Below are 20566 nucleotides of genomic sequence, written 5' to 3' on the forward strand. Positions count from 1 at the left end.
CGACGAGATCCCAAAAGCCAGGAGCCCGGCGCCACCTACCATTGTACGTCGTGTCAGGTCCAAATCCGGGTTCTCATTTACACGGCTGTTTCTTCCCGATGACAGATCGTCGATCGCGATCGTTCACACAAGACGGCAAAAAGCGAACATGGTGTTCACTATTTGTGAGCAATCGCACCGATCAGACCCTGTTTTGCGCATGATCTTGTCCAAAAACCGCTTCACATTTTTTGGGATCATGCACGGTTGCACGAAACCGTGTCCCTCGCTACATGCGCGCCATGAAAGTCAGGGATGCAGACATTCTTATCGTGCCGGGCTACACCAATTCCGGGCCCGACCATTGGCAGAGCCGCTGGCAATCGAAATTGTCGACGGCGCGCCGTGTCGAGCAGGCGGAATGGTCGAAGCCGGTGCGCGAAGACTGGACGGCGAGCGTGGCGAAGGCGGTCAACGAGGCAGAACGACCGGTCGTTATCGTCGCGCATTCGCTCGGCGTCGCCGCCGTTGTCCAGGCAATGCCGCAGTTCCAGCGTCCGGTCGCCGGAGCCTTCTTCGTGGCGCCGCCCGACGTCGCCAATCCCAAGATAAAACCCAGGCACCTGATGACCTTCGGTCCCTACCCGCGCGAGCCGCTGGCATTTCCCTCGGTGGTGATCGCCAGCCGCAACGATCCGTTCTGCATGTTCGACGTGGCCGAGGACATTGCCGGCGCCTGGGGCTCGCTGTTCATCGATGCCGGCGATGCTGGCCATCTCAATGCGGATTCCGGCTTCGGCCCATGGCCCGAAGGATCGATGACTTTTGCGAAATTCCTGACCGACCTTTAGTGCATGTCGACCAAAAGTGCGAAGCGGTTTTGGGACAACGACATGCATAAAACAAAGACTTTAAGCGCGTTACATCCCTCCATTGCGACGCGCTTTAGGGGCCGATCGAGTCCCTCACGCTCTTCAGCAGGGTCTTTGCCCCCAGACCGATCAGCGCATGCTCGGAACCCATCGCCAGCAGCCGATAGCCCATCGACACCACACGGCCGGCGATGGCCGGCTCGATGACGTAGATTGCAGCATGCTTGCCTGCCTTGCGTGTCCGCTCGGCGATCGAGGCAACGGTTTCCATCATGCTTTCGAGCGTCGAGTTGACGGCGGCGCCGTTCGACCAGGCAATCGAGAAATCCGATGGGCCAAGGAAGATGCCGTCGATACCCGGCGTGTCGAGGATGCCGTCGAGCGCATCGAGGGCGGCGCGCGTTTCGACCATGGCGAAGGCCATGGTGCGCTCGTTGCTGTCGCGCAGCCAGTCGGCATAGTCGCCCTTGCCATGACGCGGAAAGGCATAAGTCGGGCCCCAGGAGCGCTCGCCGAGTGGCGGGTACTTCATGGCGGCGGCAAATAGCCGCGCGTCCGCCACCGAATTCACCATCGGCGCAATCACCGCCTCGGCGCCGAAATCGAGCGCGCGGCTGGCCATGTCGAAGCGGCCGACCGGAATGCGCACCAGCGCCGGTTTGTTGGCGGCCAGAACCGGCCCAAGGCCGCGCAGCACGCTGTCCTCGTGATGTCCGCCATGCTGCATATCGAGGGTGACGGCATCGAAACCTTGTCTGGCAAGAATCTCGACCGTCAGGGCATCAGGCACGCCGGACCATGCGGTGCACAACGTTTCATCGGCCGCAAGGCGTGACTTCAGGGACATGGGCGCCTTCCTTATTCGCTCTCGCATCGGCCCAAAAATCAGAAAGGCCGATGCGAGGACTCAAAATTTTAGAGCTACTTTGTGCGTCCGAATGGATGCATGTCGCTCTAATGCAGTTCAGCCGGAAACGACCGCAAAGGCAAAGAAAAACCGCCTGGAGAGACCAGCCGGTCGATTGGTCCAGTGAGTCAATTGGCTCAGAGCAACGATCAGGTGTTCTTGATCTGCTCGATTGCCAGCGCCATCAGATCGTCCATGGTGCGGCGAATCTGATGGTCCGACTGGACGACCCCGGCTTCGTCGAAATCCTTGCGGATCTTGCGGAAAACGTCGTGATCGCCGGCTTCCTCGATGTCGGCGAGGACTACCTGGCTAGCATAGGCTTCGGCGTCGGCCCCGGCCTTGCCGAGCTTTTCGGCGGCCCACAGGCCGAGCGCCTTGTTGCGGCGGGCCGAGGCCTTGAACCGGAGTTCCTCGTCGATTACGAATTTGCGCTCGAAGCCCTCCTCGCGATCTTTCATGCTGCTCATGGCATCCCTCCGGTCAATCCGATTCGTTGGCAGTTGAAATATGTGTATTGCCGCAGCACAAACCAAAAGGCTGCGGGCCGGTCAATATGGTACGTCACTTGCTGCGCTGCGGCATTTCATTCCGGAAAGCGGTGATTGAAAGGATTTGCCGATTGAGCAAACAGTGCGATTGGGATAGACACCGGCATTGAACCCCTACCGCTGCCGCACTAATTTAGGCAAACGGACAGGAACTGGTCGCTTGCCGCCTGCCCGGAAATCCAGAGAAAAGATCAGATGAAAAATCGCCGCCGCATTTATGAAGGCAAGGCCAAGATCCTCTATGAGGGACCTGAGCCGGGAACACTGATCCAGTTCTTCAAGGACGACGCGACCGCTTTCAACAAGAAGAAGCACGAAATCGTCGATGGCAAGGGCGTGCTCAACAACCGCATTTCCGAGCACATCTTCAACCATCTCAACCGGATGGGCATTCCGACCCACTTCATCCGCCGGCTCAACATGCGCGAGCAGCTGATCAAGGAAGTCGAGATCATCCCGCTCGAGGTGGTGGTGCGCAATGTCGCTGCCGGTTCGCTGGCCAAGCGTCTTGGCATCGAGGAAGGCACCGTGCTGCCGCGCTCGATCATCGAATTCTATTACAAGGCCGACGCGCTCGACGACCCGATGGTGTCTGAAGAGCACATCACCGCTTTCGGCTGGGCGAGCCCGCAGGAAATCGACGACGTCATGGCGCTGGCCATCCGCGTCAACGACTTCCTTTCAGGCCTGTTCATGGGCGTCGGCATCCAGCTCGTCGACTTCAAGATCGAATGCGGCCGGCTGTTCGAAGGCGACATGATGCGCATCGTCGTTGCCGACGAGATCTCGCCGGACTCCTGCCGTCTGTGGGACGTGGCGACGCAGGACAAGCTCGACAAGGATCGTTTCCGCCGCGACATGGGTGGTCTCGTCGAAGCCTATCAGGAAGTCGCCCGCCGCCTTGGCATCATGAACGAGAACGAGCCGCCGCGCCCCGCCGGGCCGGTGCTCGTCGCCTCGACCGATGGCGTCAAAGGCAAGCCGCACTGAGATTTTTGCCGCTCAACACTTCGAACAGGAGCATGTCCAGCGTGATCAAGGCCCGCATTACCGTAACCCTCAAGAACGGCGTGCTCGACCCGCAAGGCAAGGCGATCGAACATGCGCTGTCCGGGATGGGCTTTGACGGCGTCGGCCAGGTGCGGCAGGGCAAGGTTTTCGACGTCGAACTTGCGGAGAGCGACAAGTCCAAGGCCGAGGCCGACCTTAAAGCCATGTGCGACAAGCTTCTGGCGAATACGGTGATTGAGAACTATAGTGTGGCCATTACCTGAGGTTGTGCCGGAGGGTATATGACGGAAGCCACGAACGAATTGATGTATGAGCTCCTGAAGGGTGTGCATCACGAAGTTGCTGAACTTCGACAAGATGTTTCCGAAGTGAAGCGGGAGTTGAACGTAGTTCGAGGTCACATGGTCGCAACGCAAAGCGACATCCATAACATCTACGGCGTCCTTGGCCGTCAAGACGATCGTCTCGAACGCATAGAACGCCGTCTCGAATCGCGCGAACTTGCCGAAGCCCAGAGGCCTTACGAACCAAAATGAAAGCAGCCGTCGTCCTCCTGCCAGGCCTCAACCGTGACCGCGACATGATCGCGGCGCTGACCAAGATTTCGGGAACGCGACCAGTCACCGTCTGGCAGACCGACACCGAAATCCCCGATGTCGACCTGATCACCATTCCGGGCGGCTTCTCCTTCGGCGACTATCTGCGCTGCGGCGCCATTGCCGCGCGCATGCCGGTGATGCGGGCGGTGGCCGAAAAGGCGGCCAAGGGCGTTATGGTCATCGGTGTCTGCAACGGCTTCCAGATCCTGGTCGAGGCTGGGCTGCTGCCGGGCGCCTTGATGCGCAACACATCGCTGAAATTCGTCTGCCGGCAAGTCAAGCTGCAGATCGCCAACGCCAACACAATGTTCACCCGCCGCTATCAGCCGGGCCAGATCATCCGCTCGCCGGTGGCGCATCACGACGGCAATTATTTTGCCGACGCCGAGACGCTTCGCAGGCTCGAAGGCGAAGGCCAGGTGGTGTTCCGCTATGCCGAAGGCACCAATCCCAACGGCTCGATCAACGACATTGCCGGCATCGTCAACGGCCAGGGCAATGTGCTCGGCCTGATGCCGCATCCCGAGAACCTGATCGAAGCGGCGCATGGCGGCAGCGACGGCCGGGCACTGTTCGAAAGTGCCCTCGGCATCGCCGCTTGATATCTTCAGCATTCATCTTTTTCCGAATTCGAAATAGGCGCCGCATGAGCCCGAGACAGACGATCGCCCGCCTCGCTCTCGTCGCCGCCGCCGGCCTTGTGCTCGCCTCCTGCCAATCGAAGCCTAAAAGCGCTTCGGCGCCTTTGGGCAAAAGTGCGGCGCTGCTTGCCATGGAACAGGTGGCGATCGCCGCCCACAAATGCTGGATTGCCAGCAAGGATCCCGCCTTCAAGCCCTATCAGATGGCCAATGAGCTGAATTCGTTCACCGGCACGCCACGCTTCCTGCTGGTCCCGGTCAAGCATTATGGCGGAAAGCCGTTGCTGGTCGTGCAGGCGCAAGGCAATTCACGCCGCATCGACGTCTACGGTCCGCTGATGAACGAGCCGCTCGGTGCACGCATCGGTTCGGACATCGCGCGCTGGCAAACAGGCAATCCGGCCTGCGGTGCGGCTGCGTAGTGTCATGGCTTGCTGCAGATCGCCGGTCTGGTTATAGGTCTCCCCGGGTTTATCCTGCAATTCTGCAATGAAGACAGGGCATCCGGAGGGCGCGCTACACCCAGTCCGGGCCGCCTCTATCGTCTCGGTACGGTTCGCGCGGCGCCGGCGCGGATCGCCGCCGCGGCTTCGCCGGCGATCCGCGACATGAACTTGCGCGTGAACCGGCCGAGCGGCTTGGCGTCTTCGAGCGCCCAGGAGGTAGCGAGATCATCGGTGTTGAATTCATCGACGATCACCCAAGCCGGCGTATAGAGGTTGGCGCGACGGGCCTCAGTCTCCGGAATTTCAACGCAGCGAGCGCCAGAGCGCGGCGGCCGGCTCGTGATTGGAAAGAGCAGGGCCTTCTGGCGGCCGTTCTTGCCCGCAACGATCAGCATCACGCAGGTCGGCCGCGCCTTGCGTCCACTTTCCTCCCCCCGGTCATATTCCCGCGCCCACAGATAGGAATAGAGAATGATCTGTCCGTGGTCCGGCTCAGTCATCCCGGTCATCGTCGCGCGCGACGGCGTCAAGGGCGGCGAGAAGCTCTTCGCGTTCCTCGGCCGACAGGTCCTCGACGCGGTGTGCCCGCTGGGCGCTACGGCCGGCGAGACGGTCGAACTGCTCCGCCGTCAGGAGAACGAACTTGCGCTTGCCGCGCTTGGTGATGTCGACAGGACCCCGGAACGCGGCCTCCACAACCTCGCCGGATTTGTTGCCGAGATCTGTTAGGGTGAAACTCGCCATAATGACTTCCTTCATTACCCCGAAAATAGGCGAATTAGCTGTTTTCAGCAATAGCCTGTTCATCGGAGACCTCGCGGGGCGAGAATGCAGTGAAGGTCTGCGGGTGCATCGTGGTCCGCCTGCTCGCGACCTCGCTGCCGCGGTCGATCTCAGTGCGCCACACATTTCCGAGATCGAGAGGAAGAAGAAGGAGGGTAGCTTCTCGGCGATGAAGAAGATTACAGCGGCACTCAACGCCGGCCTGCCGATATACCACCCCGCTATTCGAGACGGGGCACGCGAGACGTATTCTCAGTCCCAGAACGGCCTCAGACCCTCACGGTGGGCCTCGCAGCGCGAGATGCCGATATCCCTGAGCTGATCGTCGGTCATTTCCAGCAAGACCAGCCGGCTGCGCCGGCGATCCAGCAGGCTGCCGATCCGGTTTGCGAGTGACCGGACCGTGCGCACCAGGCGACGGACATAGCCTTGCCGGCCTGACGGGCGGGCTCCGGGCAATTCAGCTCTCGTGTAACGGATTGTATCGATTGCAGCCATTTTCTTGCTACCAGAGTTTGGAGATTGTACCCTTTTGTCACGTAATCCGTATGTATTGACTCTCAATGCGGTGCAATATAGAAAATTGTCACCATGACAAATTGGCTTCCTGGCCTTACGTCCGGCTCCGGACCCCTCTATCAGCGGCTTGCAGATTCCATTGAAACGGACATCGACCGCGGCGTGATCGACGCGGGGGCGAAACTGCCGCCGCAGCGCGATCTGGCATACGACATCGGCACGACCGTCGGTACGGTTGGCCGGGCCTACCAATTGTTGCGCGAGCGAGGGCTGGTGAGCGGCGAGGTCGGACGCGGAACCTATGTCCTAGGCCGGCATGACACCAAGACCGATCCGTTGGCGCCTGACCCCCACGTGGAGGGCACGCGTTATATCGATGCGCCTCGCGGCAAACTGCGCTTCGACAGCACGGCTGCGCCGGATATCGGCCAGGGCGACATTGTCGCCGATGTGCTCTCGCGCACGGCGCAGGACCATCCGTATGAAATTTCAAGCTATACACGGGATTTTCCTGACCGCTGGTTCGAGGCCGGCTGCAGCTGGCTGTCGCGAAATTCGTTTCGCCCGAGCCCTGATGGCATCGTTCCGACGCTCGGCACCCATGCCGCGGTTATGGCGGCGATTGCCGCGCTCACCACGCCCGGCGACTATATCGTCTTCGAGCACCTCACCTATTCGCAGATTTCTCGCAGCGCCGGCCTGATCGGCCGCCGGACCGCGCTGGTGACGTCGGACGAGGAAGGACTCGATCCAGAGGATTTCGAGCGCGTCTGCGCGCAAAAACACCCGAAAATGCTGTTCCTGATGCCTACGGCCAAGAACCCTACACTGGTGACGCTGTCGGCAACGCGGCGCGAGGCCATCGCGCGCGTCGCGCGCGAATACAATGTCGTCCTGATCGAGGACGATCTCTATGGCGATCTGACCGACGACCCGACGCCGCTCTTGGCCGAATATGCCCCCGAACGGACCATCGTTGCCGGCGGCCTGTCGAAATCCGTCGCGGCTGGTGTTCGCGGCGGCTGGCTCGCCTGTCCGCCGGCCTATCGCCACCGGATCCGGGTCGCTCACAAGATGCTGACGGGCGGCCTCCCCTTCCTGCTGGCCGAAGTGTGTAGCCGGCTGGTGCTGTCCGGCCAGGCCAGCGAGATGCGCAAGCGCAGCATCGTCGAGATCAATGCGCGCATGGCGATCGTGCGCGAGACGCTGGCCGGGTTCGACTTCAAGGCCGTGGACAATGTGCCCTTTGTCTGGCTCACCCTGCCTGATCCATGGCTTTCCGGCACGTTCAAGAATGCCTGTCTCGAACATGGCGTGCTTATCGATGATGAGGACGAGTTCAAGGCGGGCCGTTCCGAGCAGGTTTTCCACGGCGTGCGTTTCGGCGTTTCACAGCCGAGTCGGCGAGAGGACATCGCGGGCGGCGTCGGCGCGATCAGGCGGCTTCTGGACGAAGGCCGTGCCGGTTACGACAGTTTCTCCTGAGTCAGCTTGAAACCTGCGGATCGAGTAGCGAATCTTTCGCTGGTTGCTGCCCCTGTGGCTTTCCATCGTTTTTCGTCGCTTGATGGGTGTATCGGCCTTCGCGCTTGCGATAAGAGGGGACTCGATCCCAAGGATATAAATTGCCGCCCATGACCATTTCCAATTCCGTGCCGATCACTCGGGAACTCATTGCCGCGCACGGGCTGAAGCCCGACGAATATCAGCGCATCCTCGACCTGGTCGGGCGCGAGCCGAGCTTTACCGAGCTCGGCATCTTTTCGGCGATGTGGAACGAGCACTGCTCCTACAAATCCTCGAAAAAGTGGCTGCGCACGCTGCCGACCACCGGGCCGCAGGTCATCCAGGGGCCGGGCGAGAATGCCGGTGTGGTCGACATCGGCGACGGCGACTGCGTCATCTTCAAGATGGAGAGCCACAACCACCCCTCCTACATCGAGCCCTATCAGGGTGCGGCGACCGGCGTTGGCGGCATACTGCGCGATGTCTTCACCATGGGCGCGCGGCCGATCGCGGCGATGAATGCGCTGCGCTTCGGTGCGCCGGATCATCCCAAGACCAGGCACCTCGTCGCCGGCGTGGTTGCCGGCGTTGGCGGCTACGGCAATTCCTTCGGCGTGCCGACGGTCGGCGGTGAGGTCAATTTCGACGCGCGCTACAATGGCAACATCCTGGTCAACGCCTTCGCGGCGGGGCTTGCCAAGACGGATGCCATCTTCCTGTCGGAAGCCAAGGGCGTCGGCCTGCCGGTCGTCTATCTCGGCGCCAAGACCGGCCGCGACGGTGTCGGCGGCGCCACCATGGCCTCGGCCGAGTTCGACGACAAGATCGACGAGAAGCGGCCCACCGTTCAGGTCGGCGATCCCTTCACCGAAAAATGCCTGCTCGAAGCCTGCCTCGAACTGATGGCGTCCGGTGCCGTCATCGCCATCCAGGACATGGGTGCTGCCGGTCTCACCTGCTCGGCGGTCGAGATGGGCGCCAAGGGCGACCTCGGCATCGAGCTCGACCTCGACAAGGTGCCGGTGCGCGAGGAGCGCATGAGCGCCTATGAGATGATGCTGTCGGAGAGCCAGGAGCGCATGCTGATGGTGCTTCGCCCCGAAAAGGAAAAGGAAGCCGAGGCGATCTTCCACAAATGGGGCCTCGACTTCGCCATTGTCGGCAAGACCACCGACGATCTGCGCTTTCGCGTGCTGCACCAGGGCGACGAGGTCGCCAACCTGCCGATCAAGGACCTTGGCGACCAGGCGCCGGAATATGACCGTCCCTGGGCCGAACCGAAGAAGCCGGTGCCCCTGGCTGCCAGCGATGCACCACAAGCCGACGTCGCCGAGGCGCTGCTGAAACTGCTCGGCGGACCCGACCTGTCATCGCGCCGCTGGGTATGGGAGCAGTACGACACGCTGATCCAGGGCAATTCGCTGCAGCTTCCGGGCGGCGATGCCGGCGTGGTGCGCGTCGAAGGTCATCCGACCAAAGCGCTCGCCTTCTCCTCCGACGTGACGCCGCGCTATTGCGAGGCCGACCCTTACGAGGGCGGCAAGCAGGCGGTGGCCGAGTGCTGGCGTAATCTTACCGCCACCGGCGCCCTGCCGCTCGCCGCCACCGACAATCTCAATTTCGGCAACCCGGAACGGCCCGAGATCATGGGCCAGCTGGTCGGCGCCGTGAAAGGCATTGGCGACGCCTGCCGCGCGCTCGGCTTCCCGATCGTTTCCGGCAATGTCTCGCTCTACAACGAAACCAACGGACGAGGCATTTTGCCGACGCCGACCATCGGCGGCGTCGGACTGATCGCCGACTGGTCGAAGATGGCGCGGATCGGCTTTGCCGCCGAGGGCCAGATGATCCTGCTGGTCGGCGCGCCATCCATGTGGGGAACGCATCTCGCCCAGTCAGCCTACATGCGCGACATTCATGGCCGCACCGACGGCCCGCCACCGCCGGTCGACCTCGACCATGAAAAGCGCGTCGGCGACCATGTGCGCACCCTGATCGACTCAGGCGTCGTTACCGCGGCGCACGACGTTTCCGATGGTGGCATTGCTGTCGCGCTGGCCGAGATGGCGATGGCGTCCGGCATCGGCGCGACCGTCCCCGGCCTGGTCGGGACCGATCCGATCCCGATCTGGTTCGGCGAGGATCAGAGCCGCTATCTGTTGACGCTGTCGATCGATCCGCAGAGCAAGGAATGGGACGCCATTCGCGAACAGCAGAGCAAGCTCGGTATTTTTGCGCCGTGGATCGGCTCGACCGGCGGTAGTAACCTGAAACTCGGCGAGGCACGGGCGATCCCTATCGGCGAATTGACCGCTGCCCATGAATCCTGGTTTCCTCGCTTCATGGCAAATGAGGTCGTGGACCCATGAAATGATCGAGTGGGATCGTTTGGGTGTGGTTCATCCGCCATTTCGACCATATCTATGAGATCACGACCTGAACAAGGAATCCTCGCATGGCAATGGACGCGCACGACATCGAACGGCTGATCAAGGAAGGCATTCCGGACGCCAAGGTGACGATTCGCGACCTGGCCGGCGACGGCGACCATTATGCGGCCGAGGTGGTGGCCGAAAGCTTTCGCGGCAAAAGCCGCGTCCAGCAGCATCAGATGGTCTATGACGCGCTGAAGGGCAATATGGGCGGCGTGCTGCACGCGCTCGCCCTGCAGACCAGTGTGCCGGACTGAGCTCGGCGTCCAACCCCTCGTTACTTTTTCGCCGAGACGGCAATGATCGGCCCTGCCGGATATTTTTCGCCGACGATCGATCTCTCGCCATTCGACAACGCTGGGACCGCCCGTCGAAGAAAAGCGCGTTGGGACAGTGCAGCGCATCGCGGAACAGGCGTGCAAAGCTGCCGAGGCTGACTTGCGAGCACCAGATCGCGATTGCTGACCCACCAGATCAAGGCCAGCGTAACGAACCAATCAGGATTGCCGCGCCATCTCGCCTTTTTATCGCTTTATCGCTTCCTTGGGAAAATAGCTGGCCGATGCTCTTGGCCCAATATCAGGCCATCCTTTGCGCCATTTGCGTGACGACGCGGCAAACGTCTTGTTTCAGGCAACCTATGGGTTTATTTGAAAGGGTATGTTTCGAGCCCGACTCCCGCGGGCATGAAAGGATTCTCTATGAGCGGCATCAACGACTACATCGACAGCGAAGTGAAGGGCAACGACGTCGTCCTTTTCATGAAGGGCACGCCCGGTTTCCCGCAATGCGGGTTTTCCGGTCAAGTCGTGCAGATCCTCGACTACATCGGAGCCGACTACAAGGGCGTCGACGTGCTGACCTCGGCCGAGCTGCGGCAAGGTATCAAGGAATATTCCAACTGGCCGACGATCCCTCAGCTCTACGTCAAGGGTGAGTTCGTCGGCGGCTGCGACATCATCCGCGAGATGTTCCAGGCTGGCGAACTGCAGACGTTCCTCGTCGAAAAGGGCGTCAGTGTCAAAGGCGCCGCCTGAATTTTGTTTGCGCATGATCCCCAGCGAAATCAATTCCGATTTCGGGGTCATGCGCTAAACGCCGGGCCAGCCCTCACCTCGGCAGACTAATTAGCTCCCCGGTATCGGGGTACAAGACGAATGGATGCGCCGGTGCGCCGGCGCTTTTTCGTTGGAAGATCGGACTTTGCCGTGGATCAGCATGCACAAGCGCCGCAACGGGCAAGCGCCTTGCCTATTCCGCGCTGGGAATTCATCGCCCTGTGCGCGGCGTTGATGGCGCTCAACTCGCTGGCCATCGACATCATGCTGCCCGCGCTGCAGCAGATCGGCCTCGCTGGGCGTGGAAAATGAAAACCACCGCCAGTATGTGATTGCCGCCTACATTCTGGGCTTTGGCGGCGGGCAGCTCTTCTTCGGACCGATTTCGGACCGCTTCGGACGCCGTGCTCCGCTCGTTGTCGGGCTGGTGATCTATGTCGCGGCAGCGAGTGCGGCGGCAATTGCCCCGACATTCGCCATCCTTATCCTGTGCAGGGTAGTGCAAGGCATCGGCGCCGCAGCCACACGCGTCATCGCCGTCTCGATCGTGCGCGACACGTTTGACGGCCGGCGCATGGCCGAAGTCATGTCGCTGATCTTCATGGTCTTCATGGCAATTCCGGTCGTTGCTCCCGGCATCGGCCAGTTCATCATGCTGTTCGCGACCTGGCACGTGATTTTCATCACCATGGCGGCCGGCGCCCTGATCGTGTCGGCGTGGGCGCTGCTGCGCTTGCCGGAGACGCTGCGTCCCGAATATCGCAGGTCGCTGACGGCCAAATCCATCATCGGCGGCTTCCGCATCGTGCTGACCAATCGCATCGCACTTTGCTATGCCTTCGCCAGCACTTTTGCCTTCGGCGCAATGTTCGGCTTCATCAACTCGGCGCAGCAGATCTATGTCGGCGTCTTCGGCGTCGGCGAGATGTTCCCGGTGATTTTTGCAGGGATCGCCGGCGTGCTCGCCTTTTCGAACTATCTGAATTCGCGCCTTGTCGGCCGCATCGGCATGCGCCGCCTGTCGCAGAGCGCGCTGCTCTTGTTTCTGGCCATCAGCCTCGCCTGGCTGATCGTTTCCATCCAAATGAAGATGCCGCTCTGGCTTTTCATCACCTTCTTTGCCTGCGCGATGGTCCCGTTTGGCGCACTCGGCGCGAATTTCAACGCGCTCGCCATGGAGCCGCTCGGCCAGCTGGCCGGCACGGCATCGTCCATTCTGGGTTTCATGCAGACCTTCCTCGGTGGCCTGCTCGGCACTCTGATCGGCCAAGCCTTCAACGGCACGGTGACACCGTTGGCCGCCGGATTCTGCAGCGTGTCACTTGGCGCATTGGTGATGGTGCTGATCGCCGAGCGCGGTAGGTTCTTCCAGCCGCAAAACCCGCCGGTTTAATGCACATTGCCGGACACGCTTTAGGATGCACCCCCACTCGCTGCTGTGAAGCGAGGGAACAGCGTACGCCCTGCGATCGCTCCACCCATGCTGTCCGAAACGGGCAGTGGCAGGGCCTTATCGAGAGCATCGAGGACGGAAGCGACGAAGGCCCGGTTGAGGCTGTCATCATTCCCCAGACGAGAGTAAGTGGCGCGAGGCTTGCCGATAAGCGTGCCGTTTCGGCGAACTGAGAACTGCAGCGTCAGGGTCATGCCCGCGGTTCCGGGCGGCGGCTCCCAACAGGCGAAGATCGCGGAGAACATCTCATCTATGGTGTCGACGGGATCGGGACTGCGACATGCGCGTTCCTGCGATCTTGCCGCGTTCGGACCGGCAACCAAGGCAAGGGCAAGGACCAGTGCGACAATTGCGAACCGAGATTTCATCTCGGGTCTCCGGTTTCGCGCGGACAAATGTAATCGAATTTTCGACGAAAGCCTCCATCGAGTATCAGCGCTGCGGATGGATCCTTTCAGACGTCGGCATCGATAACGGCGAGCGCCGCATCGATGCCTTTGCCGACCGCGAGCTTTTCGCCCAAGGAATTCATGGCGCCGCCAAGTGCCGTCAGCGCCGCGATCGCATAGATCGGCTGGGCGGTCGGGCCCATATGGCCGATGCGTGTCAGCTTGCCCAATGTTCCGCCGCGGCCCGACGAAAACATCACGCCGTAGCGGGCGCGCGCGGCCTGGCGAACCGCCGTCTCATCGATGCCTTCGGGCGTCCGGACGGCGGTCGTGATCGGCGATGCGATATTGTCGCTGGCGGCCCAGATCGACAGACCCATGCCGGCGACGCCGGCGCGCATGGCCCTGCCGGTGAGCGCGTGTCGCGCCCACACCGCCGCCGGGCCCTCGTTGAGATAGAGGTCGAGCGCGACGTCGAGCCCGTTCATCTCCGCCACGGACGGCGTGAATGGAAACGGCTTGTCCTTCGACCAAGCATGCTCCCAGTCGACGATGCTGAGCATCGACGCGCGTGGCGCCAGTGGATTTGCCTTCATCTTGGCCCAGGCGCGCTCACTGACGCCCATCATCGTCAGGCCGGGAGGTGCGCCGAGGCATTTGTTCGGGCCGGTGACATAGATGTCGGCCTTGCAGTCCTCAGGATGCGTTTTCATGCCGCCGAAGGACGAAACGGCGTCGACGATCAGATAGGCGCCATGCGCCGAAACCAGCGCGCCGATGGCGTCGATCGGGTTGATGGTGCCCGACGGCGTGTCGTGGTGGCAGACGGAAACGATGGTGATTTCCGGATGCGCTTCCAGCATTGCCGCAACCGCCTGCGGGTCGATCGCCTCATTATAGGGCACCTCGATTTCGAGCAGATGCGGCGAATAGCGCTTCGCCCAATAGCCAAATCCCTTGCCATAGACTCCCGAGACAAGGTTGAGCACGACGTCGTCGGGCGTGATAAGCGAGGCTGCGGCGGCCTCCAGGCCAAGGACCGGCTCGCCATGGAGAATGACCGGCTTGTTCGACAGCCGCATTGCCTTCTGCGCCTTGTCGACCACCGCCTCGTAAAAGAGCTGGAACGCCGGGTCGTAGTCGTAGAGCACGGTGCGGCCGAGGCCGCGCAGCACGTCGGCATAGGCGTTCACCGGCCCGGCGGTGAGCGTGATGACCGGTTCGGCGTGTTCGAAATAGCGCATGGTCTTTGTCTCCGCATTGGCGGCGGTCAGCCGTAGAATTGCGTGCCGGTCCGATAGGTTTGAAGTTATCCATGTCGTGCGAATACATCAGTTCGGCGCCGGCGAGCTTCTTCACCTTGCGCATCGAATTGAAGGCCGCCTAGCACGACGTTTCAAGGCTCTTCTGCGTGTAGGCCGCGTCGATGGTGAACATGATCGGCTTGCGCTTGGGACCGGATCTATCCCGCACGGCCTATTCCGCCCAGAGTTCCCGGCGCAGTTCGCGCCAACTTGCTTCGTCCGGTGCGACAAGAAGGCCACCGCCGACATGCGAAGGCCGATAGGTGCTGCCGTCGAAACGCGCCGCGTAACCACCTGCCTCGGCATGGATCAGCACACCAGCCAGATGATCCCACGGCATCAGCTTGTTGTAGACGACAAAGTGGGCGTGGCCGCTCGCCAGCAGGCGGTATTCGTGTGCCGCGCAGCGATAGCCGAATTGCGACAAGGACTTCGTCTGGTTGCGCGCCAGCCGTGACCGTTCCGGCTCGGGCATATATTGCCAGGAAACCGCGCCGGTCATTTGCGAGATCGGCGCAGGCTCGGCGACATGCACCTTCTCCAAAGTGCCATGCGCATGCCGTATGTGGCTGCCAGCACCCCTGGCGCCGATCAGCCAGTCCTTGCCGATGGGATCGTGAATGATGCCGGCGACGGTCTCGCCCTTCACCACGACGCCCAGCATGACGCCGAACAGCGGCACGCCTGAGGCGAAATTGAAAGTGCCGTCGACGGGATCGATGACGAAGGCGAGATCGGCTTCGCCGAGGCCCTGGAGCAGCGCCGGGTCGTCGGAGCAGGCTTCCTCGCCGACGATCATCGCCTGGGGGTAGCGCTCACGCAGCCTGACGGTGATGAGCCGCTCGGCACTCACATCGGCCTCCGTCACCAGATCGGCTGCCGAGGTCTTCTGGCGGATGTCGCCCTCATCCAGCCGGCGAAAGCGCGGCATGATCTCGGCAATGGCGGCGTCGGATAGAAGCTTGGCGAGCCAGTCGATCGCGGTATCGTCAAAAGTCATCGTCTTGCCGTGTCAGGGTTTCGTTGAGTGCGGCGAAATCGAACAGCTTTCTGTCGAGCAGATGCGAGGGCCGCACATTGGTCATGGCGTGGATCATCGTGTCCTTGCGGCCGGGCATGCGCTTTTCCAGGTCGTCGAGCATCGCCTTCATCGCATTGCGCTGCAAGCCGTCCTGGCTGCCGCACAGATCGCACGGGATGATCGGGAACTTCATGGCGCCGGCGAATTTTTCGAGATCGGCCTCGGCGCAATAGGCGAGCGGCCGCAGCACCATGACGTCGCCATCGTCGTTGAGCAGTTTTGGCGGCATGGCGGCGAGGCGCCCGCCATGGAACAGGTTCATGAAAAAGGTTTCGAGAATGTCTTCGCGGTGGTGGCCGAGCACCAAAGCCGAGCAGCCCTCCTCGCGCGCGATGCGGTAGAGATGGCCGCGCCTGAGCCGCGAGCACAGCGAACAATAGGTGCTGCCCTGGGGAAGCTTGTCGGTCACCACCGAATAGGTGTCCTGATATTCGATGCGGTGCGCAATGGCGTATGCGTTGAGATAATCGGGCAGAATGTGTTTCGGAAAGTTCGGCTGGCCCTGGTCGAGATTGCAGGCCAACAGGTCGACCGGCAGCAGCCCGCGCCATTTGAGGTCGAGCAGCACAGCGAGCAGGCCGTAGGAATCCTTGCCGCCAGACAAGGCGACCAGCCAGCGATCGCCAGGCCTGACCATCGAAAAATCGTCGATCGCCTGACGGGCGTGACGCAGCAGCCGCTTGCGCAGCTTGTTGAATTCGACGGAGGACGGCACATCGGCAAACAGCGGATGAAAGCCGCCTGTGGCATCATTGATCGGTTCGATTGTTTCTGGCAGCATGTTCATGGCGCGGCGGCCCCAAAAGTCCTTGTTGCTGCCCGGAGTAGCGCATCGGCCCGAAAATCGAAATCGATTTTCAGAACCCCAAAGAAAAGGCCGCCTCGAGGGCGGCCTTCGATGATGTCGCAGATGAAGAAAATCGATCAGCGCGAATAGAATTCCACGACCAGGTTCGGTTCCATCTGCACGGCGAAGGGAACATCTGACAGGCCGGGGATGCGCCCGAAGGTCGCGGTCATCTTGTTATGATCGACCTCGATGTAATCAGGCACGTCGCGCTCGGCCAAGCCTACCGATTCCAGGACGATCACCAGCTGCTTCGACTTTTCGCGCACTTCGATGACGTCGCCCGGCTTGCAGCGGTATGAGCCGATGTTGACGCGCTTGCCGTTGACATTGATGTGGCCGTGATTGACGAACTGGCGAGCGGCAAAAATGGTCGGCACGAACTTGGCGCGGTAGACGACCGCGTCGAGACGCGATTCGAGCAGGCCGATCAGGTTCTCCGAGGTGTCGCCCTTGCGGCGGTCCGCCTCTTCATAGACCTTGCGGAACTGCTTTTCCGAAACGTCGCCGTAGTGACCCTTCAGCTTCTGCTTGGCACGCAGCTGCAGGCCGAAATCGGAAAGCTTGCCCTTGCGGCGCTGGCCGTGCTGGCCGGGACCGTATTCGCGCTTGTTGACCGGGGATTTCGGGCGGCCCCAGATGTTTTCGCCGAGACGGCGGTCGATCTTGTATTTCGCGGATTCGCGCTTGCTCATCGCATTCCCTTTCAAAACAACAGACCCGGAACCTCATGGTCCGGGTGAAGGAAACGCGCCCTCCTCTGGCCCCCGTTTTCGAGACCTGACAGGGTTTTCCCACGCAACGCGGCGGAAGACCCACGGGACACGTCATTCTAGACAAGACTCCGGAAAGAATAGAGCGGCTTTCCAAACGCCTTGCGCACATAAAAAGAAACCACCGGACGCTGAGGCCCGGTGTTGGTGGGCTGATTAGACGGAGATTTAACTGGTGTCAAGCTTGCAGCGGCTGGCGTTGGTGATGGCAGGCGGTCCTCGACGTTGAATGCAGTGCTCGATGGCATTTGCGCCGGAGCCGGCGCAGGCTAGGCATTGGCGCGGACACAAACATCACAAGTTATGGCCGCATCGTGGTCATCGCAAGGTCATCCGCTACAAGATACGGCGCGGCCACCGGGCCTGGTAGCACCGGCTTTGTGTTTGACCGCTGGTTGGTCAAACGTGGACCCGGAACCGACCGCCCATTGGGGGTGCGCCCAGTCGGACGCGCGGCGGGCTAGTGTTTCGATTTCTTCTCGGGCAGCCCCTTACGCTTGGTCTCGGCGAATTCCTCGAGCTGCTTTTCGCTCATGGATTTGTACATTCCCTTCGAAGGGCCTTTGAGCTCGCTCTTCTTGGTTTCGCCACGCTTGGCGGACAATGCCGCGCCGGCGGCTTTCTGCTGGGCCTTTGATGTGGCTGGCATGATCGTTTCTCCCGTCTTGCAATGAGGGAAAAACGCACCGGTCCGGGTGATGTTCCCAGATATCAGGAAATCGCCAGCCCAAACCCCTGCATCAGGCGGCGAGTCGGGAAGTCAACCCGTTTCGAGGTGAAGACAGCAAGGTCGGCGCCTTCCGGCAATGCCTCGCCGCGTTGGCTGGTCTCGGCGTCCGCGAGCAGCGAGAGCGCCCGTCGCGCGATCGCCTCGGCGGGATCGAGCCAATCGACCGGCCAAGGTGCTGTCTTGCGCATGCGGTTGGCCAGAAAGGGATAATGGGTGCAGGCAAGCACGACGATGTCGGTCCGCAGCTCATCATGTTCGACGAAGCACGGCGCGATCTCGGCACGCACAGCCTCTTCATCGACAAAGCCTTCGCGCATATAGACCTCGGACAGTCCCGCCAGATTGTCGCTGCCAACCAGGCGGACATGGCATTTCTGCGCCCATTTGCCGATCAGGTCGCGCGTGTACTGGCGCTTGACGGTCCCGGGCGTCGCCAGCACTGAAACCAGCCCGGAGCGCGTGCGTTCCGCCGCCGGCTTGATCGCCGGCACCGTGCCGACGAAAGGATGACCGGGAAATCTTTCGCGCAACGCATCGATGACCAGCGTCGAGGCGGTATTGCAGGCGATGACCGAAATGGCCGGCGAAAAACGGTCGAGCAGCTTGCCGAACAGTTCCAGTATATGCGCCCTCAGTGCCGGCTCCTCCCAAGCGCCATAGGGGAAAGCCGCGTCGTCGGCGACATAGACGAATCGGCGGTCGGGCATCAGCACGCGCGCTTCGCGCAGCACCGTCAGGCCGCCGATGCCGGAATCGAACATCAGGATCGGGCGGGCGTTTGAGAGATCGGTCATTGTCATTCAGGAAAGGGAGCTGGGGAGAGAAGGCTGGCCCAGGCTTAGGCCAATGATGCGTTTATCTGGCACGGTTCTATCTGCAACCATCATGGCCTTGATGCGGCGAGATGATCACACAAGGCCCCGCTTGCCGAAGCCGCCGGACCGCGGCCGGCTGTTTGGCAGAGACGCAGGTTGAGATGCAGGATGGTTCGACGGCGCCGGTGCGGCGCGCATGGCGTAGGCCGGAGCCTGGGCCGTCACGCCGGCGGCCGACTCTGAATGGGGCGCCCGGCCGCCGCGCAACGGCCTGGGAGGGTCGAGATCATCGAAACTCAGGGAAGACGCCATATCCGCAAAGCTGCCCCCCGCCGGCTTGGCCGCCAAGATGACCGCCCAGAGCCCGACGAGAGCGAGTCCCAGCAGGTTAAGGCCGGAATGCGAATCTTCGCCGTCGAATTTCACGACAAGAACAGTGCCGGCCTGCAGAATCGCAAACAGGGTCGAGAACACAATGTACGACCAAAGGATCCATTTGGGCCCTTGCGCGTCGCGACTTCGACGCCGGGCGAAATTCGCGCGGAACAGCACGATCACCAGCGAAGCGACGAGAACGGCCGCGGCCAGCCCTTCCCTGGAAGGACCAGGTTTCGAATTGGCCAATCCCTCGATGCCGATGGTCGATACGACGCAAAGCACAAATGTCACAATTTCCGCAACCAGCAGGGCCGCGGAATAGAAGAAAAAGCGAAGACGACCGATATTTGAGTTAAACATCCGAGGATCCACCCTTCACCGGACGATGGATCATATCGAATAAAATTCAGTTACTGGTGAAGCAGCCGTTCTCACGATCGGTTCTATTCTTTGTCTGTCACCTTCGCGGCTCGTGCCGCGGCCGCCGGAAGCCGCCTTGGGTCATCGCCCGGCGATCCGTCGCCGCGCGGCATGGCCGGAGAAAACCGGTCCAGCGATGATATTATGCCGCGCAGCACCTTGAGTTCCGGCTCGGCGAAGCCGGCGCGCGTCAGCACCGCGCGCAGATTGTCGATCATCTTCGGCTTCTTCGGCGCCGGGCGGAAATAGCCGCGCGCTTCGAGCGCGCCTTCCAGGTACGCGAACAGGCCGTGCAATTGTTCCTTGGTCGCCGGCATCATGTCGGGGCTGGAAAAATTGGTTTTCGTCTCATCTTCCAAGCCCGACTTCATCCATTCATAAGACATCAGCAGGGCCGCCTGGGCGATGTTGAGCGAAGAGAAGGCGGGATCGACCGGGAAGGTGACGATCTCGTCGGCCAGGCCGACCTCGTCATTGTAGAGCCCGAACCGCTCGCGGCCGAACAGGATGCCGGTGCGCTGTCCGGATCGCTGGCGCGCTCTCAGCGCCCTGCCCGCCTCGACCGGTCCGCGCACCGGCTTGAAATTATCGCGCGCGCGCGCCGTGGTGGCGAAGACGAAGTTCAGGTCGGCGACCGCCGAGGCAAGATCGTCAAACACTCTAACGGCATCGATGACATGATCGGCGCGGCTCGCGGCAGCGCGCGCCTTTTCGCTCGGCCAGCCGTCGCGCGGATTGACGAGGCGTAGTTCGGCAAGGCCGAAGTTCGCCATGGCGCGCGCGACCATGCCGATATTCTCGCCGAGCTGCGGCTCGACCAGTATGATCGCCGGGCCTGTGGCAGGGAGGATGTCGTTGCTGGCTTGCATGGTTCTCAATGAACTGCTGTTTGCGGCATTTCAGCGTCCCCTGGCATATCCGGCCGCGAAAATGAAGCTTTCACAAAGAGCGCCCGATGGCGATGGTCGAGCCAGCCCCCGCGGATCGCCGTTTGCGCGGCCAAAAATGCTTTGATATACGGGCGCATCCCCGGCCAAAGCCATGCGGGCAAGGCCGTCCCGATCCCCAACAA

Annotated in this window: 24 protein-coding genes and 1 pseudogene; 11 read left to right on the forward strand and 14 right to left on the reverse strand. The window is 61.6% G+C overall.

All coding sequences use genetic code 11. The annotated features are described in order from the left end of the window. Nucleotides 1–281: 281 nt before the first annotated feature. Nucleotides 282–830: an RBBP9/YdeN family alpha/beta hydrolase gene (locus AC0L3N_RS06765; RefSeq protein ID WP_473546545.1), complete on the forward strand. Its 549-nt coding sequence runs from the start codon at nt 282–284 to the stop codon at nt 828–830. 94 nt (nt 831–924) lie between these two features. Here the strand turns inward: AC0L3N_RS06765 and AC0L3N_RS06770 are convergent, their stop codons facing one another. Both AC0L3N_RS06770 and AC0L3N_RS06775 read right to left on the reverse strand, forming a co-directional pair. Then, nucleotides 925–1698, reverse strand: coding sequence for an HpcH/HpaI aldolase family protein (locus AC0L3N_RS06770; protein WP_473528263.1), 774 nt, complete (start codon nt 1696–1698; stop codon nt 925–927). A gap of 209 nt (nt 1699–1907) precedes the next feature. Beyond that, nucleotides 1908–2228 (reverse strand): DUF1476 domain-containing protein, encoded by a 321-nt coding sequence (locus AC0L3N_RS06775; protein WP_473546547.1) that lies wholly within the window; start codon nt 2226–2228, stop codon nt 1908–1910. Between the two features lie 276 nt (nt 2229–2504). Between AC0L3N_RS06775 and purC the strand changes: the two genes are divergently transcribed. From purC to AC0L3N_RS06800, 5 genes are read left to right on the forward strand one after another with little or no spacing between them, the layout of a single operon-like run. Continuing rightward, nucleotides 2505–3299, forward strand: a complete 795-nt coding sequence (purC, locus tag AC0L3N_RS06780) for a phosphoribosylaminoimidazolesuccinocarboxamide synthase (RefSeq protein ID WP_023674725.1) — start codon at nt 2505–2507, stop codon at nt 3297–3299. Nucleotides 3300–3340: 41 nt separating this feature from the next. After that, on the forward strand, nt 3341–3583 hold the full coding sequence (purS, locus tag AC0L3N_RS06785; protein ID WP_473546804.1) for a phosphoribosylformylglycinamidine synthase subunit PurS: 243 nt from the start codon (nt 3341–3343) through the stop codon (nt 3581–3583). A gap of 18 nt (nt 3584–3601) precedes the next feature. Further along, on the forward strand, nt 3602–3856 hold the full coding sequence (locus AC0L3N_RS06790; RefSeq protein WP_473546549.1) for a hypothetical protein: 255 nt from the start codon (nt 3602–3604) through the stop codon (nt 3854–3856). Next, entirely contained in the window at nt 3853–4521 is a 669-nt protein-coding gene (gene purQ, locus AC0L3N_RS06795; protein WP_473546551.1) for a phosphoribosylformylglycinamidine synthase subunit PurQ, read from the forward strand. Before AC0L3N_RS06790 ends, purQ begins: the two co-directional genes overlap by 4 nt. A gap of 44 nt (nt 4522–4565) precedes the next feature. After that, complete coding sequence (locus AC0L3N_RS06800; protein WP_473546553.1) at nt 4566–4982, forward strand: hypothetical protein; 417 nt, start codon at nt 4566–4568, stop codon at nt 4980–4982. A gap of 116 nt (nt 4983–5098) precedes the next feature. Here the strand turns inward: AC0L3N_RS06800 and AC0L3N_RS06805 are convergent, their stop codons facing one another. The 3 genes from AC0L3N_RS06805 to AC0L3N_RS06815 form a co-directional block, all read right to left on the reverse strand. Next, nucleotides 5099–5506 (reverse strand): hypothetical protein, encoded by a 408-nt coding sequence (locus AC0L3N_RS06805; protein ID WP_123150097.1) that lies wholly within the window; start codon nt 5504–5506, stop codon nt 5099–5101. Then, the gene (locus AC0L3N_RS06810; protein ID WP_473546555.1) at nt 5499–5750 is read right to left on the reverse strand and encodes a type II toxin-antitoxin system prevent-host-death family antitoxin; all 252 of its coding nucleotides are present in this window, start codon (nt 5748–5750) and stop codon (nt 5499–5501) included. The genes AC0L3N_RS06805 and AC0L3N_RS06810 overlap by 8 nt, the downstream gene beginning before the upstream one ends. 291 nt (nt 5751–6041) lie before the next feature. Then, complete coding sequence (locus tag AC0L3N_RS06815) at nt 6042–6287, reverse strand: DUF1127 domain-containing protein (protein ID WP_123149986.1); 246 nt, start codon at nt 6285–6287, stop codon at nt 6042–6044. A gap of 93 nt (nt 6288–6380) precedes the next feature. On the opposite strand from AC0L3N_RS06815, the gene AC0L3N_RS06820 reads away from it, so the two are divergent. The 5 genes and pseudogenes from AC0L3N_RS06820 to AC0L3N_RS06840 all read left to right on the forward strand — a co-directional run bounded on the left by AC0L3N_RS06820 (nt 6381) and on the right by AC0L3N_RS06840 (nt 12697). Further along, nucleotides 6381–7793 (forward strand): aminotransferase-like domain-containing protein, encoded by a 1413-nt coding sequence (locus tag AC0L3N_RS06820; protein ID WP_473546557.1) that lies wholly within the window; start codon nt 6381–6383, stop codon nt 7791–7793. A 149-nt stretch (nt 7794–7942) separates the two neighbouring features. Further along, entirely contained in the window at nt 7943–10183 is a 2241-nt protein-coding gene (purL, locus tag AC0L3N_RS06825) for a phosphoribosylformylglycinamidine synthase subunit PurL (protein WP_473546559.1), read from the forward strand. Nucleotides 10184–10269: 86 nt separating this feature from the next. Beyond that, nucleotides 10270–10503, forward strand: a complete 234-nt coding sequence (locus AC0L3N_RS06830) for a BolA/IbaG family iron-sulfur metabolism protein (RefSeq protein ID WP_023674714.1) — start codon at nt 10270–10272, stop codon at nt 10501–10503. Nucleotides 10504–10947: 444 nt separating this feature from the next. Continuing rightward, nucleotides 10948–11283 carry a Grx4 family monothiol glutaredoxin gene (grxD, locus tag AC0L3N_RS06835; RefSeq protein ID WP_029353656.1) on the forward strand — a complete coding sequence of 112 codons (336 nt, stop codon included), beginning with the start codon at nt 10948–10950 and terminating at the stop codon, nt 11281–11283. Between the two features lie 171 nt (nt 11284–11454). After that, nucleotides 11455–12697: pseudogene (locus AC0L3N_RS06840) on the forward strand (multidrug effflux MFS transporter). Nucleotides 12698–12717: 20 nt separating this feature from the next. Here the strand turns inward: AC0L3N_RS06840 and AC0L3N_RS06845 are convergent. The 9 genes from AC0L3N_RS06845 to AC0L3N_RS06885 all read right to left on the reverse strand — a co-directional run bounded on the left by AC0L3N_RS06845 (nt 12718) and on the right by AC0L3N_RS06885 (nt 20363). Next, nucleotides 12718–13125 carry a hypothetical protein gene (locus AC0L3N_RS06845; protein ID WP_473546561.1) on the reverse strand — a complete coding sequence of 136 codons (408 nt, stop codon included), beginning with the start codon at nt 13123–13125 and terminating at the stop codon, nt 12718–12720. A gap of 86 nt (nt 13126–13211) precedes the next feature. Continuing rightward, on the reverse strand, nt 13212–14390 hold the full coding sequence (gene ppaT / locus AC0L3N_RS06850; RefSeq protein WP_473546563.1) for a pyridoxamine--pyruvate transaminase: 1179 nt from the start codon (nt 14388–14390) through the stop codon (nt 13212–13214). 232 nt (nt 14391–14622) lie between these two features. Next, complete coding sequence (locus AC0L3N_RS06855; protein ID WP_077371560.1) at nt 14623–15450, reverse strand: inositol monophosphatase family protein; 828 nt, start codon at nt 15448–15450, stop codon at nt 14623–14625. Beyond that, nucleotides 15440–16318, reverse strand: coding sequence for a tRNA 2-thiocytidine(32) synthetase TtcA (ttcA, locus tag AC0L3N_RS06860; protein WP_473546565.1), 879 nt, complete (start codon nt 16316–16318; stop codon nt 15440–15442). Before ttcA ends, AC0L3N_RS06855 begins: the two co-directional genes overlap by 11 nt. 137 nt (nt 16319–16455) lie before the next feature. Further along, a complete protein-coding gene (gene rpsD / locus AC0L3N_RS06865; RefSeq protein ID WP_029353615.1) occupies nt 16456–17073 on the reverse strand; it encodes a 30S ribosomal protein S4 in 618 nt (205 codons plus the stop codon). A gap of 538 nt (nt 17074–17611) precedes the next feature. Beyond that, the gene (locus tag AC0L3N_RS06870; RefSeq protein ID WP_095490797.1) at nt 17612–17800 is read right to left on the reverse strand and encodes a DUF3008 family protein; all 189 of its coding nucleotides are present in this window, start codon (nt 17798–17800) and stop codon (nt 17612–17614) included. A 62-nt stretch (nt 17801–17862) separates the two neighbouring features. Further along, complete coding sequence (gene murI / locus AC0L3N_RS06875; protein ID WP_473546567.1) at nt 17863–18675, reverse strand: glutamate racemase; 813 nt, start codon at nt 18673–18675, stop codon at nt 17863–17865. Nucleotides 18676–18789: 114 nt separating this feature from the next. Further along, nucleotides 18790–19446 (reverse strand): hypothetical protein, encoded by a 657-nt coding sequence (locus tag AC0L3N_RS06880; protein WP_473546569.1) that lies wholly within the window; start codon nt 19444–19446, stop codon nt 18790–18792. Nucleotides 19447–19517: 71 nt separating this feature from the next. Next, a complete protein-coding gene (locus AC0L3N_RS06885; RefSeq protein ID WP_473546571.1) occupies nt 19518–20363 on the reverse strand; it encodes an RNA methyltransferase in 846 nt (281 codons plus the stop codon). Nucleotides 20364–20566: the final 203 nt, after the last annotated feature.

Source organism: Mesorhizobium sp. WSM4807 (assembly GCF_055811615.1).